This is a genomic window from Bacillus sp. 0909A, from assembly GCF_036765115.1.
In the GTDB taxonomy this organism is placed as follows: Bacteria; Bacillota; Bacilli; order Bacillales; family Bacillaceae; genus Bacillus; species Bacillus mojavensis.
Window position 1 is genome coordinate 753,091 of the sequence record NZ_JBAIZU010000001.1, and the last position, 14,169, is coordinate 767,259.

General features: G+C 42.3%; 17 protein-coding genes and 1 other RNA gene. 13 read left to right on the plus strand and 5 right to left on the minus strand.

From position 1 onward, the window contains the following. Positions 1-8 precede the first annotated feature (8 nt). Together V6D42_RS04075 and recU are read right to left on the minus strand one after the other, a co-directional pair. Complete coding sequence (locus V6D42_RS04075) at positions 9-2,750, minus strand: PBP1A family penicillin-binding protein (protein WP_333512435.1); 2,742 nt, start codon at positions 2,748-2,750, stop codon at positions 9-11. A 21-nt stretch (positions 2,751-2,771) separates the two neighbouring features. After that, a complete protein-coding gene (gene recU / locus V6D42_RS04080; protein ID WP_333512436.1) occupies positions 2,772-3,392 on the minus strand; it encodes a Holliday junction resolvase RecU in 621 nt (206 codons plus the stop codon). 40 nt (positions 3,393-3,432) lie between these two features. Between recU and V6D42_RS04085 the strand changes: the two genes are divergently transcribed. After that, on the plus strand, positions 3,433-4,395 hold the full coding sequence (locus V6D42_RS04085) for a DUF2515 domain-containing protein (protein ID WP_333512437.1): 963 nt from the start codon (positions 3,433-3,435) through the stop codon (positions 4,393-4,395). 25 nt (positions 4,396-4,420) lie between these two features. Here the strand turns inward: V6D42_RS04085 and sspM are convergent, their stop codons facing one another. After that, positions 4,421-4,525 (minus strand): acid-soluble spore protein SspM, encoded by a 105-nt coding sequence (gene sspM, locus V6D42_RS04090; protein ID WP_010334703.1) that lies wholly within the window; start codon positions 4,523-4,525, stop codon positions 4,421-4,423. Positions 4,526-4,722: 197 nt separating this feature from the next. Here sspM and V6D42_RS04095 point away from each other — a divergent pair, with 197 nt between their 5' ends. Both V6D42_RS04095 and V6D42_RS04100 read left to right on the plus strand, forming a co-directional pair. After that, entirely contained in the window at positions 4,723-4,968 is a 246-nt protein-coding gene (locus tag V6D42_RS04095) for a DUF5446 family protein (protein WP_333512438.1), read from the plus strand. 45 nt (positions 4,969-5,013) lie between these two features. After that, positions 5,014-5,385, plus strand: a complete 372-nt coding sequence (locus V6D42_RS04100) for a YppE family protein (protein ID WP_333512439.1) — start codon at positions 5,014-5,016, stop codon at positions 5,383-5,385. 35 nt (positions 5,386-5,420) lie between these two features. On the opposite strand, the gene V6D42_RS04105 is transcribed toward V6D42_RS04100, so the two are convergent. After that, entirely contained in the window at positions 5,421-5,609 is a 189-nt protein-coding gene (locus V6D42_RS04105) for a YppF family protein (RefSeq protein ID WP_010334700.1), read from the minus strand. 187 nt (positions 5,610-5,796) lie between these two features. Between V6D42_RS04105 and V6D42_RS04110 the strand changes: the two genes are divergently transcribed. Further along, positions 5,797-6,171, plus strand: a complete 375-nt coding sequence (locus tag V6D42_RS04110; protein WP_326196007.1) for a YppG family protein — start codon at positions 5,797-5,799, stop codon at positions 6,169-6,171. 21 nt (positions 6,172-6,192) lie between these two features. Here the strand turns inward: V6D42_RS04110 and V6D42_RS04115 are convergent, their stop codons facing one another. Beyond that, the gene (locus V6D42_RS04115; protein WP_333512440.1) at positions 6,193-6,612 is read right to left on the minus strand and encodes an Hsp20/alpha crystallin family protein; all 420 of its coding nucleotides are present in this window, start codon (positions 6,610-6,612) and stop codon (positions 6,193-6,195) included. Between the two features lie 136 nt (positions 6,613-6,748). Between V6D42_RS04115 and V6D42_RS04120 the strand changes: the two genes are divergently transcribed. The 9 genes from V6D42_RS04120 (at position 6,749) to V6D42_RS04160 (ending at position 14,118) form a co-directional block, all read left to right on the plus strand. Then, positions 6,749-7,255, plus strand: a complete 507-nt coding sequence (locus V6D42_RS04120) for a PTS sugar transporter subunit IIA (protein ID WP_333512441.1) — start codon at positions 6,749-6,751, stop codon at positions 7,253-7,255. A gap of 104 nt (positions 7,256-7,359) precedes the next feature. Then, positions 7,360-9,609, plus strand: coding sequence for an ATP-dependent helicase MrfA (gene mrfA / locus V6D42_RS04125; protein ID WP_333512442.1), 2,250 nt, complete (start codon positions 7,360-7,362; stop codon positions 9,607-9,609). Between the two features lie 16 nt (positions 9,610-9,625). Continuing rightward, positions 9,626-10,867, plus strand: coding sequence for a ribonuclease H-like domain-containing protein (locus V6D42_RS04130; protein ID WP_333512443.1), 1,242 nt, complete (start codon positions 9,626-9,628; stop codon positions 10,865-10,867). Positions 10,868-10,967: 100 nt separating this feature from the next. Next, positions 10,968-11,096: a hypothetical protein gene (locus V6D42_RS04135; protein WP_003230707.1), complete on the plus strand. Its 129-nt coding sequence runs from the start codon at positions 10,968-10,970 to the stop codon at positions 11,094-11,096. An 84-nt stretch (positions 11,097-11,180) separates the two neighbouring features. Next, positions 11,181-11,408 carry a spore coat protein CotD gene (gene cotD, locus V6D42_RS04140; protein WP_010334694.1) on the plus strand — a complete coding sequence of 76 codons (228 nt, stop codon included), beginning with the start codon at positions 11,181-11,183 and terminating at the stop codon, positions 11,406-11,408. Positions 11,409-11,495: 87 nt separating this feature from the next. Then, positions 11,496-12,041, plus strand: coding sequence for a DUF1273 domain-containing protein (locus V6D42_RS04145; protein WP_326330185.1), 546 nt, complete (start codon positions 11,496-11,498; stop codon positions 12,039-12,041). 78 nt (positions 12,042-12,119) lie between these two features. Next, the gene (gpsB, locus tag V6D42_RS04150; RefSeq protein WP_010334692.1) at positions 12,120-12,416 is read left to right on the plus strand and encodes a cell division regulator GpsB; all 297 of its coding nucleotides are present in this window, start codon (positions 12,120-12,122) and stop codon (positions 12,414-12,416) included. A gap of 66 nt (positions 12,417-12,482) precedes the next feature. After that, positions 12,483-12,864: RNase P RNA component class B (gene rnpB / locus V6D42_RS04155), an RNA gene on the plus strand. Positions 12,865-12,960: 96 nt separating this feature from the next. Next, positions 12,961-14,118, plus strand: coding sequence for a THUMP domain-containing class I SAM-dependent RNA methyltransferase (locus tag V6D42_RS04160; protein ID WP_168748100.1), 1,158 nt, complete (start codon positions 12,961-12,963; stop codon positions 14,116-14,118). The last annotated feature ends 51 nt before the right edge of the window (positions 14,119-14,169 follow it).

Consider the following 14,169-nt stretch of genomic DNA (forward strand, 5'->3'; position numbering starts at 1 on the left):
CTTTGTCTTTAATTCGTTTTTTCAGTTGATGATGAATTCGTTTGTGTATTGCCAGATGTATTTGTTTTGTTTTTATCTGTATCCGTTCCTGTTGAATCGTCTGTTGAGTCACCATCTGACGCATCTTCTTCTTTGCGGCCATTGTTATTGTTGCTGTTATCGTTAGATGGGTCTTGGTTGCTGTTGTCAGACGGGTTGGTGTTCGTGTTGTCTTGTTTTTTGTCTTGATCGTTTGTTGAATCATCTGTCTGATCTTGATCTTTCTGACTGTCATCTGTTTGAGAATCATCAGTTTGTGTATCATCCTGAGTCTTCTCATCATCTTGATTTTCACCATCCGTTTGCTGCTGGTCTTTTTTATCTTCATCCTCTTCGGCTTTCGGCACTTCATAGGATGTCGACGCTGAACTTTTGCCATCATCACTGACGGCTGTCACTTCGAATTTGTATACAGAGCCTGGCTGCACGCCCGAAATGACTGCCTCTTTTGCAGAGCTGTTTTGAATTTCAGAGTAGTTGCCGCCATCAACAGATTGCTTAACAGCAAAGGTCGCATCTCCGTCGTAATTCCAGCTTAATGTCAATGATTGATTATCTTTATCATATTTCACACTTAAACCAGACAGTTTTGCTGTTTCTTCTTTTTCTTCTTTCTCATATGTTTTAGAAACAGTAGTAGGAGTCGTACCTTTTACAAAATACTCTGTGAGCTTTTTATCGCTTGGCGTATTTGGCCCTGCCAGTTTTGCCGGGTTAGAGCCTTTTTCTACAGTGGCTTCCACTACGCTGTCAGGCTTCTCAAATGATCCGCTTCCGTCATCGACATCGGCAATAAGCTGGGCGAATATGCGCTTTGCAACTTTTTGTTCTTCAGCTGAAAGTGATTTCTTTCCAGCTTCGTTTTCTCCCATACCTGTCCAGACGGCTGCTGTATATTGCGGTGTGTAACCGACAAACCAAGAATCTCGGGCACCGCCGCTTGCGATATTGTACCTTTGGACTTCATTTTCATCAAAGTTGGTTGTTCCTGTTTTTCCAGCCACTTCCACTCCGGGTACTTGTGCAAGCTGTCCAGTACCTGTATTAACAGCTGTTTTCAGCATATCTGTAATCATAAACGCAGTATAATCACTCATTGCTGACTTTGATTTCGGTGTTAAGTCAAGCTTCGTACCATCGTTAAATTCAATAGACTTTACAAAATGTGGTGAATTATATGTTCCGTTATTTCCAAACGCGCTGTATGCGCCAGCCATTTTTAGAGGAGAAACACCATCGTCTCCACCAAAACCGCCAATTGAATAGGCCTCTGATACATTATCTTTTGTTAACCCAAGTCCAAGCCCATTTGCAAAGTCTACAGCAGTATCTTTACCAGCTGCCTGGAATGCTTTTAAAGCTGGTATATTTCTAGATTGTGCAAGGGCGTAACGTATAGACATAAGCCCTGGATATTTACGGTCCCAATCACGGATTGGTTTTCCATTAGAATACGTATAAGCTGAGTCATCAATTTGTTCGTACGTAGACCATTTTTTGTTTTCAATAACTGGACCGTAGTCTAAAATCGGTTTTATGGTCGAACCAGGCTGTGCCTTAGTTTGAGTTGCATAGTTAAAGCCTCCGACAGGCTGATTGCGTCCGGCACCAATCGCGCGGACTTCTCCGGTTTTTGTATCGAGAAGCGTTACACCGCCCTGCATGCCTTCAGTAAATCCGACAGTGTCTCCGTCCATTAATTCATTAAGTTTGTCTTGTGCTTTTGTATCTAGTGTTGTATAGATCTTTAATCCGTCAGCAGATGGATCGACATCAGATTTTTCATCTATTTCTTTCATGACTTCATCGACAAACGCACTGTATTTGTTTGAATTTGTTTTTTCATATTCCTTCTGTGAAACAACGCCTTCGTCTTTCATCGCCACTTTTTTGGCTTTAGTATATTCAGAATCAGAAATAAATCCTTGCTTTTTCATCAGGCTGAGTACAATGTTCCGTCTTTTTTCCGCTTTATCAGGGTTTTTAACCGGATTGTACGCTGTCGGACTCTGCGGCATACCCGCAAGTGTCGCAGCCTGTTCCACTGTCAATTTGCTTAAATCAGTGACGCCGAAAAATTCTTCCGCCGCTTTTCCGATTCCGTAGGCTCTAGGAGAAAAATAAATTCGGTTTAAATACATTTCTAAAATTTCATCTTTAGAATAATTACGTTCCAGCTGTATAGAAAGCCAGACTTCCTGCACCTTCCGTTTTAGCGTTTTCTGATGTGACAGAAGGGAGTTCTTGACGACCTGCTGGGTGATGGTACTTCCGCCTTCAGCTCCGAAGCCGTCTTTAAAGTTGGCGACTAAGGCGCCTCCGATACGGACAGGGTCAATCCCGTGGTGTTCGTAAAAACGTGCGTCCTCTGTCGCGATAAAGGCTTCTTTTACGACATCAGGTATTTCATCTATCGAGACGTAGGTACGCTTTTCGGCACCGACTTCTGCGACTTCTTTTCCGTTTTTATCATAAATTGTCGATGAATAAGGCGTCTTCAATTTGTTTTCGTCCAGTGATGGCGCATCAGAAACCATGACGGCAAATGTTACAGCACCGCCAACTACGCCTAAAACAAACAGAATGAGTAAAGTGAATAGCGTCTTTTTAAACAATCCGCCTTTTTTTCGTTTCTTGCCTTTTTTCGGTGAAGGGCTCGACTTGCTGTTCGCTTTACGTCGAGCTTCACGACTCGTAAATTGATCTGACATAACATCTCAACCTTTCGTTAATCAACCTTTCGCACTTGATGATGGCGAAAAATAAAGCTGCTCAATAATACTAATATAATCAATTCTTGGCGCGTATCCAAGAGAAATCGGATAAGCTGCTTCCTCTAACTCATCTTTTCGAATGGATTTTCTGCCGTTTTTTTCTTTTCTTTCCCAGAAATAAAACAGCTTATCGGCTTCTAAAAAATAAACCTGGCCGAAAGCGGATATAATAACAAAACAAATACCGTCTTGAGCCGTTACCTGCTTCATATGCTCAATTTGATGGTCATGAAAATTCTGCAGGGGGAAAGAGGTTGTGTTTTTTGTCTCTTTCGCCTCAAAGTCAATGTACCGCCCTTTGTAAATTCCGTTATAATCTGTTGTCGATGATTGTTTAAAATAGGCTTCTTTTATGACTGCAGCGCTTCTTTTTGGATAATGGACGTTTACAATTTGAACAGGTGTCGGCTTTTTGTGTATCACGGCAATTTGGTTTGTCAGATAATACTTATTCGTTTCGTTTAAGTCATCTTCGAGGGTCATTCCGCGATTACTGTAAGATGGCGCTCTTTTATGACTGCTTTGGGATGAAACCGGATGTTTCGGCTGAAACGTTTTTCCGTTAGGATACCGAATCACTTTCTCATCCTCCTTATTAAACTATTAGTGACGGAAGTGAATGAACGTGCAAGAACAACAGGCCATCAGAAAACTTCTTCGCCGGATTGAGCGGCAGACGGCAGTCAAAAACGCCGATAATATTTCAAGAACGAATGCTTATAAAGCATTCTATGACCGTCATCCGGAAATTAAATGGTCGCTCTTAGCTTCCTTCGTTTCACGCAATGCCGGCTGGTCAATGACTGATTTAAAGGGCAGTCTGTTTCAGCTTGGTCTGCGTGAGTCACAGCAAAGGTGGTTCTTTTTGGCCTATGAGAGAGCGAATTGGCTCATCTTTTCAGATGCTTATCCGCAACTTCTTTTGTACCACTGGTCTGTAAAAATCGGGAAGCCCCTGTTCAGCTATCTGCAATTGTTTGGCGTATCACAATTTATGACAAAAGAGTGGACCCGTTTTTGGCATGAACGAAACACGGAGCGGCTCATGTATGCTCTCATTATAAATGAACAAAACACTATCCAAACACCTATTATACAAAATCCTTCGTTCAAAAAGAACGTTTTTGGCACGATTCCTTTTTATTTAAGTGACTGGTTTCATTTTAACACCGTTATTTTTCCATCTTCAGACGGCATTCTTTACGGGGTGTCGGCCAAGCGTTTTTCTAAAACCGAGGAGAGGATTAAGCTCGGTAAACAGTTGTCACAATTGCTGTTCTGCCCGGAACTGTTTTCTTCTTTTTATGATTTTTTGCACACAGTGCCGCATACGGGCTCCCGTTTTGATATGGAAAAAATGATAGGAATTACAAAAAGAACATCTCCTATGCTGAGGACATGCTACCCTGAATTAACTCACTCATTAGACGGAAAGAAAACAGATTGGTTTCATGGAAAGATAAAGAAAGGCTTCTTTGCGCGTGAGGCATTGCCGCAGCAGATAGAATTGACTGACTGGTATGTAAACAAAAAACGTCAGCTGCATGCGCTTTTTGCAGTGGAGCATTGGCTGAAAAAATAAAAGAAGCAAGGAATTTCCTTGCTTCTTACGTAGAAGGACGGTTCGGGCCGCCTAGTTTTTTATCTAAAGAATCAACTGCTTTTGATTCAGTCTTTTTTTGCTGGCCGGCTTTTTTCGGTCTGGATTTCATACGGCACCTCCTCACAAGTATCGTGTGCATTAAGCGTGAGGATCATACAATTTTTGCGTGTCTTTTTGTCGAAAACTTCAGCTTTTCGTGGAATACCTGTTTGTTTGGCGATTTGCTTCTAGTTTTGTCATGGGGAAGGATTGCGCTGTACGAGCAAAGAATTTAACCGGGAGAGAAGAGTAAAGGGAGGAACACAAATGTCCGGTTACGTAAGCAAGACAGATATTCTCCGAATGCTTTCTGATATAGAAACTGAATTAAACTGTGCTGAACAGAGCCTTAGCCGTTCTATAGATGTATTCGAGGCTGAAATGCGTGAAACGGAGGACGAACGTTTAACTGTTCTGGAAGAAGAAATCATGGATCTTCATATATGTATAAACGAGCTGTACCGATCTCCTCAAGAGAGGTATGCTGTGGACAAGGTATATCGCATCGGCTGAATTTATGAGAAAAATCTGGTACGATAAGCTTTGAGGTGAAGGATGTTGCAACCACAAACACTGCTGAAACTTACCGAACAGATGATTGAAGCCGCTGAGAAAGGTGCTGCACGTTATCAGGAAGGGAAAGAACATAATCATTCGTACGATTTTTATGAAACGATTAAGCCTGCTGTCGAGGAAAATGATTCTCTGGCAGCTCACTGGGCGGAAGGGGCGCTTGAATTTATAAAAGCACGCCGCCCGAAATACGTGCATGCTGAGCAAATAGAGACTGCAAAGGATAATTTCCTGGAATTGATTCTTCAGTCATATGTTCATCATATTCATAAAAAGCGATTCAAAGACATCACTGAATCAGTCGTTTACACATTGCAGACAGTGAAGGATGAAATTGCAAGAGAAGACAGCCAATAAAGGCTGTCTTCATTTTTATTATAGGGGGCCGGGCGTTAATTCAGCTCATATGCCGGGCTTTCTGCTCCATTTGCTTCCAGAACCTTCATACTGTTACGAAAATCAGTTGCATTGAGGTGTCCTTGAATATAGAGGAACTTGGCAAAGTCCATCAGTTTATTCACACAGTCTGTTTCATATTTCTTCATTTCTGCAAAACGTTTGCTTAAGTATGATACGTTCATTATGGTGCATCCCCTCTCATCTGTATTGAAAATATGGTATCATAATGATTCGACTTTTTTCTGTTTTTAAAAAATTTAAACTTTCGACACAATTTGACAAACACGCTTAATGGCATCAGACACAAACAATAGAAATCATTCATACATATAGAGGAGAGAAATATGTTGAGTCTAGGGGGAATTCGCAATGGAAAGAAGACCTCAAAACAATCCTCGGCAATTGGGTTATTATTATCCTCAGCAAATGCAGGGATATTATCACCAGAATGCGCCTGTTCATTCTGAACCATACGTTCCGCAGCATTACGGACAACAGGAGTTTTATCAGCCGTATATTCCGCCTCAGTCTATGCCTATGCAGCCGCCTGTATTTCCTAATCCTTATCCTATCGCAAGACCGAATCAGCAGCAACCTTCACAGGTTCAAAGTATTATGTCACAATTCAAAAAAGCGAACGGGCAGTTTGACTTTAATAAAATGATGGATACAACAGGCCAAGTTATGAGTGCCATGAATCAAGTTGGCTCATTAATAAAGGGGTTTACCAGCTTTTTTAAATAAGAGAAGCATGAATGAATCAAATCATTCATGCTTATTTTTTGGGAAGAAAAGCGTCATTGTCTGCTCACTCCATGACGTTTCCATTTGTTCCTGATGCACTTCGTAAGGCAGCTGTACGGTTCTTGTCATGCTTGTTAATGTGGAGGCGTTTTGCTCCTTCTGTTTTTCCTGAAGCGTTACATGGAGGTACCGGGACTTAATGTCGATGAGAATCTCGCCGTCTCGAAACGTTGCTGGAATTGTGATATCGACATACAGACCCTCATCACTTTCTCTGACGTCTATCGTTGTCTGTACATCTTTGAAACTAGAGTCGATCAGGTTTTGGAAACCATGTAAAAGATTTGCTAATGCAGACGATTGAAACAGATGGTCCATTGCTTGATTGATGATCTCTTCTTTCTTAGACAATTCATTCTTTTCGTCATCTTTAAAATCCAAATGAGCCACCGCCTTTTTTAATCAGACTATGCGTTTGTGCCAGATGTTGTTATAAATTGAAGCGAAATTGAAAGTGTGGTTAAATAGGTGGTGAATGAAGGGATAACGGTTGATGAATTGGAAGGGAGATAACACATTGCTGAAAAAATTATTCGGAATGGGAAAATCAGAGGAAAAAAGTACGGAAGAGGTCATCTATTCTCCGGCAGATGGGACGGTAATGGATCTCACAGATGTGCCGGACCCTGTTTTTTCACAAAAAATGATGGGCGAAGGAATTGCAGTTGAACCCTCTAATGGTGAAATTGTATCACCTGTTGAAGGTGAAGTGATTCAGCTGTTTCATACAAAACACGCTGTGGGCATCCGGGCACGTTCGGGAATCGAGCTGTTAATTCACGTCGGTTTAGAAACCGTAAATATGAACGGAGAAGGATTTACCGCTCATATTAAAGAAGGTGACAAAGTAAAGGTCGGCGACCCGCTCATCACGTGTGATTTGGAGTTAATAAAAGAAAAAGCGAGCAGCACAGTCATCCCTATCGTTATTATGAATGGGGAAGCTGTGGAAACAATAGAGCCAGCAGGTGAAAAGGCTGCACACAAAGGCGAAACAAAGCTGCTCACCATAAAAGCGAAATAAGCAGGGCGGATGCCTTGCTTTTTTGTTGTCCGATTGTATAAAATTTGCACCTAGCCATGCAAACAAATATTCGGTAAACTGTACTTGACAAAGAGGTGTAAAGAATGAAAAAGAAATCACTGACTGAACTCATTTCTGAATTGAAAGGAAATGAAAACGTTGTGAACTGGCATGAAATTGAGCCTCGTGAAGCAAGGACAAGACCGATGCCTGAACGTATAGATGAGAGAATCAAGACAGCCCTTGCTAAAAGGGGAATTGATGCCTTATATACCCACCAATATTCCGCTTTTCAATTTGTACAAAAAGGTGAAAGTATTGTAACTGTAACGCCTACGGCATCCGGAAAAACATTATGCTACAACCTGCCTGTCCTGCAATCTATCGCCGAGGACGATACAAATCGGGCATTATATTTATTTCCTACTAAAGCGCTGGCCCAGGACCAAAAAAGTGAGCTCAATGAAATCATTGATGAGATGGGCATTGATATTAATAGTTTTACATATGACGGAGATACATCTCCAGCGATCAGACAAAAGGTCAGAAAAGCAGGGCACATTGTGATTACAAACCCTGATATGCTCCACTCGGCTATTCTTCCGCATCATACAAAATGGGTGAGTCTGTTTGAAAACCTTAAATATATTGTGATAGACGAGCTGCACACGTATCGCGGTGTATTTGGAAGCCATGTCGCAAATGTAATCCGCCGGCTGAAACGGATCTGCCGGTTTTATGGTAGTGACCCAATCTTTATTTGTACCTCAGCGACGATCGCGAATCCGAAGGAATTGGGAGAGCAGCTGACCGGAAACTCAATGAGGCTGGTCGATGACAACGGAGCGCCAAGTGGACGGAAGCACTTTGTGTTTTATAATCCGCCAATTGTTAATCAGCCGCTTAATATCAGAAAAAGCGCAACTGTAGAAGTAAACGAGCTGGCGAAAGAGTTCCTGAAGAACAAAGTGCAGACCATTGTATTTGCCAGAAGCAGAGTGCGGGTGGAAATTATTTTAAGCCATATTCAGGAACTGGTGAAAAAAAAGATCGGGGCAAAGTCTATCAGAGGCTATCGGGGAGGATATCTTCCAAAAGAACGAAGAGAAATTGAAAGAGGGCTGCGAGAAGGTGAAATTCTTGGGGTTGTCAGCACAAATGCGCTGGAGCTCGGGGTTGATATCGGTCAGTTGCAGGTCTGTATCATGACCGGTTATCCCGGAAGTGTGGCAAGTGCGTGGCAGCAGGCGGGAAGAGCCGGAAGAAGACACGGTGAGTCCTTGATTGTCATGGTGGCTAATTCAACACCGATTGACCAGTATATTGTGCGCCATCCTGAATACTTTTTTGACCGTTCGCCGGAATCGGCAAGAATCAACCCGGAGAATCTAATTATTTTAGTTGATCACTTAAAATGCGCTTCTTATGAGCTTCCTTTCAAAGTCGATGAAGAGTTTGGACCGCTGGACGTCAGTGATATTCTCGAGTACCTTCAGGAAGAAGGTGTTCTGCACCGCAATGGGGAACGTTATCACTGGGCAAACGAATCGTTTCCTGCTTCAAATATCAGTCTGCGTTCGGCTTCACAAGAAAATGTGGTCATTGTCGATCAGACGGATATTGCGAATGTGAGAATCATCGGTGAAATGGATCGGTTTAGTGCGATGACACTTCTTCATGATGAAGCGATCTATTTGCATGAAGGCGTGCAATTCCAAGTGGAAAAGCTTGATTGGGATCATAAAAAAGCTTATGTCAGAAGAGTTGATGTGGAGTATTACACAGATGCCAATCTGGCAGTCCAGCTGAAGGTGCTGGAAATTGACAAAACAAAAGAGAGGGGCCATACATCCTTACATTACGGCGATGTTACGGTAAATGCTTTGCCGACTATTTTTAAAAAGATTAAGATGACTACTTTTGAAAATATCGGTTCAGGCCCTATTCATTTACCGGAAGAAGAACTGCACACGAGTGCGGCTTGGCTTGAAATCAAAACCATTGATGAAGACATTGGAGAAAAGACACTCGAACAGCTGCTTCTCGGCATATCGAATGTTTTGCAGCATATTGTCCCTGTGTATATTATGTGTGACCGAAATGATGTCCATGTCGTTTCGCAAATCAAAGCTGCCCATACCGGTTTGCCAACGGTATTTTTGTATGACCATTATCCGGGCGGAATCGGCTTGGCAGAGGAAGTCTTTAAACGGTTTGCTGACATTAATGAAGCGGCTAAGCGGCTGATAAAACAATGTCCTTGTCATGATGGCTGTCCGTCTTGTATAGGTACTGAAATAGAAGGAATAAAAGCCAAGGAACGAATTTTGCAGCTATTGGATCAAATGTCGTAAGGAAAGGAGGTTAGGCATGTCGTTAAAAGGAAAACTTCAGCGTATGAAAAAGCATATGGTGCTGGAGGAAGCAGAACACAAGATAGAAGAGAATGGGCCTTCAGGCATTCGCTCTGATATACCGTTTCTTAAAGAGTGGGAGGCTTATGGCGTGAAGCCTTTCTTCTTTGAGGATGAATACTGTCTGATCAGGGAAGTGGAATATCCGCTCTCCCATCGGCACGGACATTACTGTTTTTCCGAGCTGGATGAAGTCATCGGACTATGGAACAAGAGCAGCCTCTCGCATACATTATCTGCAAAAGGATATGAAAACAATAGCCTCTTTTTCTTTGATACAGAAACAACAGGTCTTGGCGGGGGAGCCGGCAATACGATTTTTTTGCTCGGCCATGCAAGGGTATATAAAGATCGAGTGGCGGTCAAACAGCATCTTCTGCCGAAACCGGGGAATGAAGTCGCCTTGTATCAGAGCTTTTTAAGCGAGGTTGATATTACGTCACTTGTAACCTACAACGGAAAAGCTTTTGATTGGCCGCAGGTAAAAACAAGGCATACGTTGATTCGTGACAGGCTCCCGAAGCTTCCGGAATTCGGGCATTTTGACCTCTTGCATGGGGCAAGGCGTTTGTGGAAGCACAAAATGGAACGCGTGTCGCTTAGCTCAGTTGAAAAAGAAGAACTCGGCGTAAGCAGAAAAGAAGACACCCCGGGCTATTTGGCGCCGATGTTGTACTTTCATTTTATTAAGGCACAGGAACCGGATCTTTTAAAGGGTGTGCTGCACCATAATGAAATGGATGTGCTGTCGTTAATTTCACTGTACATTCATATGTCAAAGAAAATTCTTTCCGCTGCTGATGCGCCAAAAGAGCATGATGAAGCTTACGCAATGGCCAAATGGTTTATGGCCCATAAGGAAACAGACCAAGCAGTCAATCAGCTGGAAAGACTTAAAGAAAAGTCATTTGAAAATAAAGACAGAGCCCTTTTGGATTTATCATTGCTGTACAAAAAACAAAACCGCCTAGAAGACGCAGTCCTGCTTTGGGAGAAACTATCCCATTCTCAGCACCAAAAATGCAGGTACACTTCAGCGATAGAGCTTGCCAAATATTTTGAGCATAGAAAAAAGGAATTCGGGAAAGCTTTACATACAGCTGAACAATTACTTGCCGATGAGGCGTTCTTATCAGAAAAAGAAACGGAAAATCTGCGTGTGAGAATTGCCCGTTTGAAGAGGAAATATTCCTCGTAAATATTCCCCGGGAAAGCGCATAAGACGACTTCTTTCGCCATGAAATTTTTTTGCTGGATTCACAACGATTTTGTTGTAGAATACCGGCGAATCCTGTAAAATGACGTTAGTTATTTTTAAAGGGAGAGTTGGTATGTATAAGGGAGTTTTTTATTTGTTCTTCGTCGTTGTTTTTTTGATTGCTTTCGTATTTTCAAACTTTAAAGACAGCCTAATCGCACACTTTTAAAATAGGTCTTTGCATTAGAACATGTACCCCCTATTTTTCATAGCTTAGTATTGTAATAAAGTTTATGGAAAGGGGATTAAAATTATGCATCACTGCAGACCGCACATGATGGCGCCGATTGTCCATCCTACTCATTGCTGTGAACACCATACGTTTTCAAATACAATCGTGCCGCACATTCACCCACAGCACACAACAAACGTAAATCACCAGCATTTCCAGCACGTTCACTACTTTCCACACACTTTCTCAAATGTTGATCCGGCTACGCATCAGCATTTTCAAGCAGGAAAACCTTGCTGCGACTACTAGTATGAAAACGTGCAGCTTGATGGTGTAACAACGCAGCACATCAAATGGGGCCCAATGGGAGCCCCATTTTTTAAAGCAGGTGAAATGATGAAGGTATTAGCAATTACAGGATATAAACCGTTTGAACTGGGGATATTTAAACAGGATGACAAGGCGCTGTATTACATAAAAAAAGCCATTAAGAACCGGCTGATTGCTTTTTTGGATGAAGGATTAGAATGGATTTTAATTTCAGGGCAGCTCGGAACGGAACTCTGGTCGGCCGAAGCTGCATATGATTTGCAGGAAGAATACCCTGACTTAAAGGTTGCTGTTATCACACCATTTTACGAGCAGGAAAAGAACTGGAAAGAGCCGAATAAGGAACTGTATGAAGCTGTCTTGGCCCAGGCGGACTACGAGGCAAGCCTGACTCACCGTCCTTATGAAAGCCCGCTGCAATTTAAACAAAAAAATCAGTTCTTCATTGATAAGTCTGACGCGCTTATGCTTTTATATGACCCGGAAATGGATGGTTCCCCAAAGTATATGCTTGAGACAGCTGAAAAAAGACGCGAACAGGATGGCTATCCGATCTACTTTATCACCATGGATGATCTGAGAGTGACAGTAGAGGAAGACAGCTATTCATAACAAAGAAAGAGAAATTTGACAATCGTATAGATTTCTGAAAAAATATAAGATGATGATTCACGATACGAGGTGAAAAAGATGCTTGCTGATAAAGTAAAGCTTTCTGCGAAAGACATTTTAGAAAAAGAATTTAAAACAGGCGTTAGAGGTTACAAACAAGAAGACGTTGACAAATTTTTAGATATGATCATTAAGGATTATGAAACCTTCCATCAAGAAATTGAAGAACTGCAACAGGAAAATCTGCAGCTGAAAAAACAGCTTGAAGAAGCCAGCAAAAAACAGCCAGTGCAATCAAACACAACGAACTTTGATATCTTAAAACGGCTGTCTAACTTAGAAAAGCATGTTTTTGGCAGCAAGCTTTATGATTGATCTGCGCTAGTAATAAATGGCGCTTGTAAATTCCAATCAGTTGTTATATAATAATTCATGTTCTTAACGTTCGGGTAATCGCTGCAGATCTTGAATCTGTAGAGGAAAGTCCATGCTCGCACGGTGCTGAGATGCCCGTAGTGTTCGTGCCTAGCGAAGTCATAAGCTAGGGCAGCCTTGATAGGCTGACGGCAGGAAAAAAGCCTACGTCCTTTGGATATGGCTGAGTATCCTTGAAAGTGCCACAGTGACGAAGTCTCACTAGAAATGGTGAGAGTGGAACGCGGTAAACCCCTCGAGCGAGAAACCCAAATTTTGGTAGGGGAACCTTCTTGACGGAATTCAACGGAGAGAAGGACAGAATGCTTTCTGTAGATAGATGATTGCCGCCTGAGTACGAGGTGATGAGCCGATTGCAGTACGACGGAACAAAACATGGCTTACAGAACGTTAGATCACTTAAATTAAATGATGAAATCAAGCTCTCCCGTCTAAGGAGAGCTTTTATCTTGATGAGAAAAGTTTTAAAAGACAGGGTGATACGATGAAGAAGTATACACTAATTGCAACAGCGCCGATGGGAATTGAAGCTGTAGTTGCAAAAGAAGTTCGTGACTTAGGATATGAATGCAAGGTTGATAACGGAAAAATTATTTTTGAAGGTGATGCGCTTGCGATTTGCCGTGCGAATCTTTGGCTGAGAACGGCGGACCGCGTAAAGGTTCAAGTTGCTACATTTAAAGCGAAAACATTTGATGAGCTGTTTGAAAAAACGAAAGCGGTTAATTGGCGCTCATTTATACCGGAGAACGGGAAATTCCCTGTCATCGGTAAATCCGTTAAATCAACACTTGCAAGCGTTCCCGACTGTCAGCGGATCGTTAAAAAAGCGATTGTTGAAAAGCTCAAGCTGCAGTCCGGCAAAGCCAATGACTGGATTGAAGAAACAGGCGCCGAATATAAAGTGGAAATTTCTTTATTGAAAGATCAGGCGGTTATCACACTTGATACGTCAGGGACAGGCCTCCACAAACGGGGATACCGTGTGGATCAGGGAGGCGCACCCATTAAAGAAACGCTTGCTGCCGCTTTGGTGCAATTAACAAATTGGACTCCGGACCGTCCATTTGTCGATCCTTTTTGCGGTTCCGGAACGATCGCGATTGAAGCCGCATTAATCGGCCAAAATATTGCTCCGGGATTTAACCGCGATTTTGTCTCAGAGGATTGGGAGTGGATCGGTAAAGATCTGTGGGACAAAGCACGGCTTGAAGTCGAAGAAAAGGCAAACTATGATCAGCCGCTTACGATTTTCGCCAGTGACGTAGATCATCGCATGGTGCAAATTGCGAAAGAAAATGCGGAGGAAGCGGGACTGAGCGAATTAATCGAATTTAAACAATTGCAGGTAAAGGACTTCACTACAAAACTTGAGTTTGGCGTGATTGTCGGAAACCCGCCGTACGGAGAGCGTCTCGGAGAGAAAAAAGCTGTGGAACAGATGTACAAAGAAATGGGACAGGCGTTCGAACCGCTTGATACGTGGTCTGTGTATATGCTGACTTCAAATGAAAATTTTGAGGAAGCATATGGAAGAAAAGCGACGAAGAAACGAAAGCTCTTTAATGGATTTATTAAAACGGATTACTATCAGTATTGGTCTAAAGTGAGACCTCAGCGTAAAAAAACGGAACACGCATAAAAAGAAGACGCATTCAGAGCGTCTTCTTTCATCTTTCAGCCATATTCTATC

What these genes read in the sequence shown, in the direction of transcription:
- V6D42_RS04075 (WP_333512435.1), bottom strand. Translation starts at nt 2,750, where the DNA reads ATGTCAGATCAATTTACGAGTCGTGAAGCTCGACGTAAAGCGAACAGC.
- V6D42_RS04085 (WP_333512437.1), top strand. Translation starts at nt 3,433, where the DNA reads ATGAACGTGCAAGAACAACAGGCCATCAGAAAACTTCTTCGCCGGATT.
- sspM (WP_010334703.1), bottom strand. Translation starts at nt 4,525, where the DNA reads ATGAAATCCAGACCGAAAAAAGCCGGCCAGCAAAAAAAGACTGAATCA.
- V6D42_RS04095 (WP_333512438.1), top strand. Translation starts at nt 4,723, where the DNA reads ATGTCCGGTTACGTAAGCAAGACAGATATTCTCCGAATGCTTTCTGAT.
- V6D42_RS04105 (WP_010334700.1), bottom strand. Translation starts at nt 5,609, where the DNA reads ATGAACGTATCATACTTAAGCAAACGTTTTGCAGAAATGAAGAAATAT.
- V6D42_RS04110 (WP_326196007.1), top strand. Translation starts at nt 5,797, where the DNA reads ATGGAAAGAAGACCTCAAAACAATCCTCGGCAATTGGGTTATTATTAT.
- mrfA (WP_333512442.1), top strand. Translation starts at nt 7,360, where the DNA reads ATGAAAAAGAAATCACTGACTGAACTCATTTCTGAATTGAAAGGAAAT.
- V6D42_RS04130 (WP_333512443.1), top strand. Translation starts at nt 9,626, where the DNA reads ATGTCGTTAAAAGGAAAACTTCAGCGTATGAAAAAGCATATGGTGCTG.
- V6D42_RS04135 (WP_003230707.1), top strand. Translation starts at nt 10,968, where the DNA reads ATGACGTTAGTTATTTTTAAAGGGAGAGTTGGTATGTATAAGGGAGTT.
- cotD (WP_010334694.1), top strand. Translation starts at nt 11,181, where the DNA reads ATGCATCACTGCAGACCGCACATGATGGCGCCGATTGTCCATCCTACT.
- V6D42_RS04145 (WP_326330185.1), top strand. Translation starts at nt 11,496, where the DNA reads ATGAAGGTATTAGCAATTACAGGATATAAACCGTTTGAACTGGGGATA.
- gpsB (WP_010334692.1), top strand. Translation starts at nt 12,120, where the DNA reads ATGCTTGCTGATAAAGTAAAGCTTTCTGCGAAAGACATTTTAGAAAAA.
- V6D42_RS04160 (WP_168748100.1), top strand. Translation starts at nt 12,961, where the DNA reads ATGAAGAAGTATACACTAATTGCAACAGCGCCGATGGGAATTGAAGCT.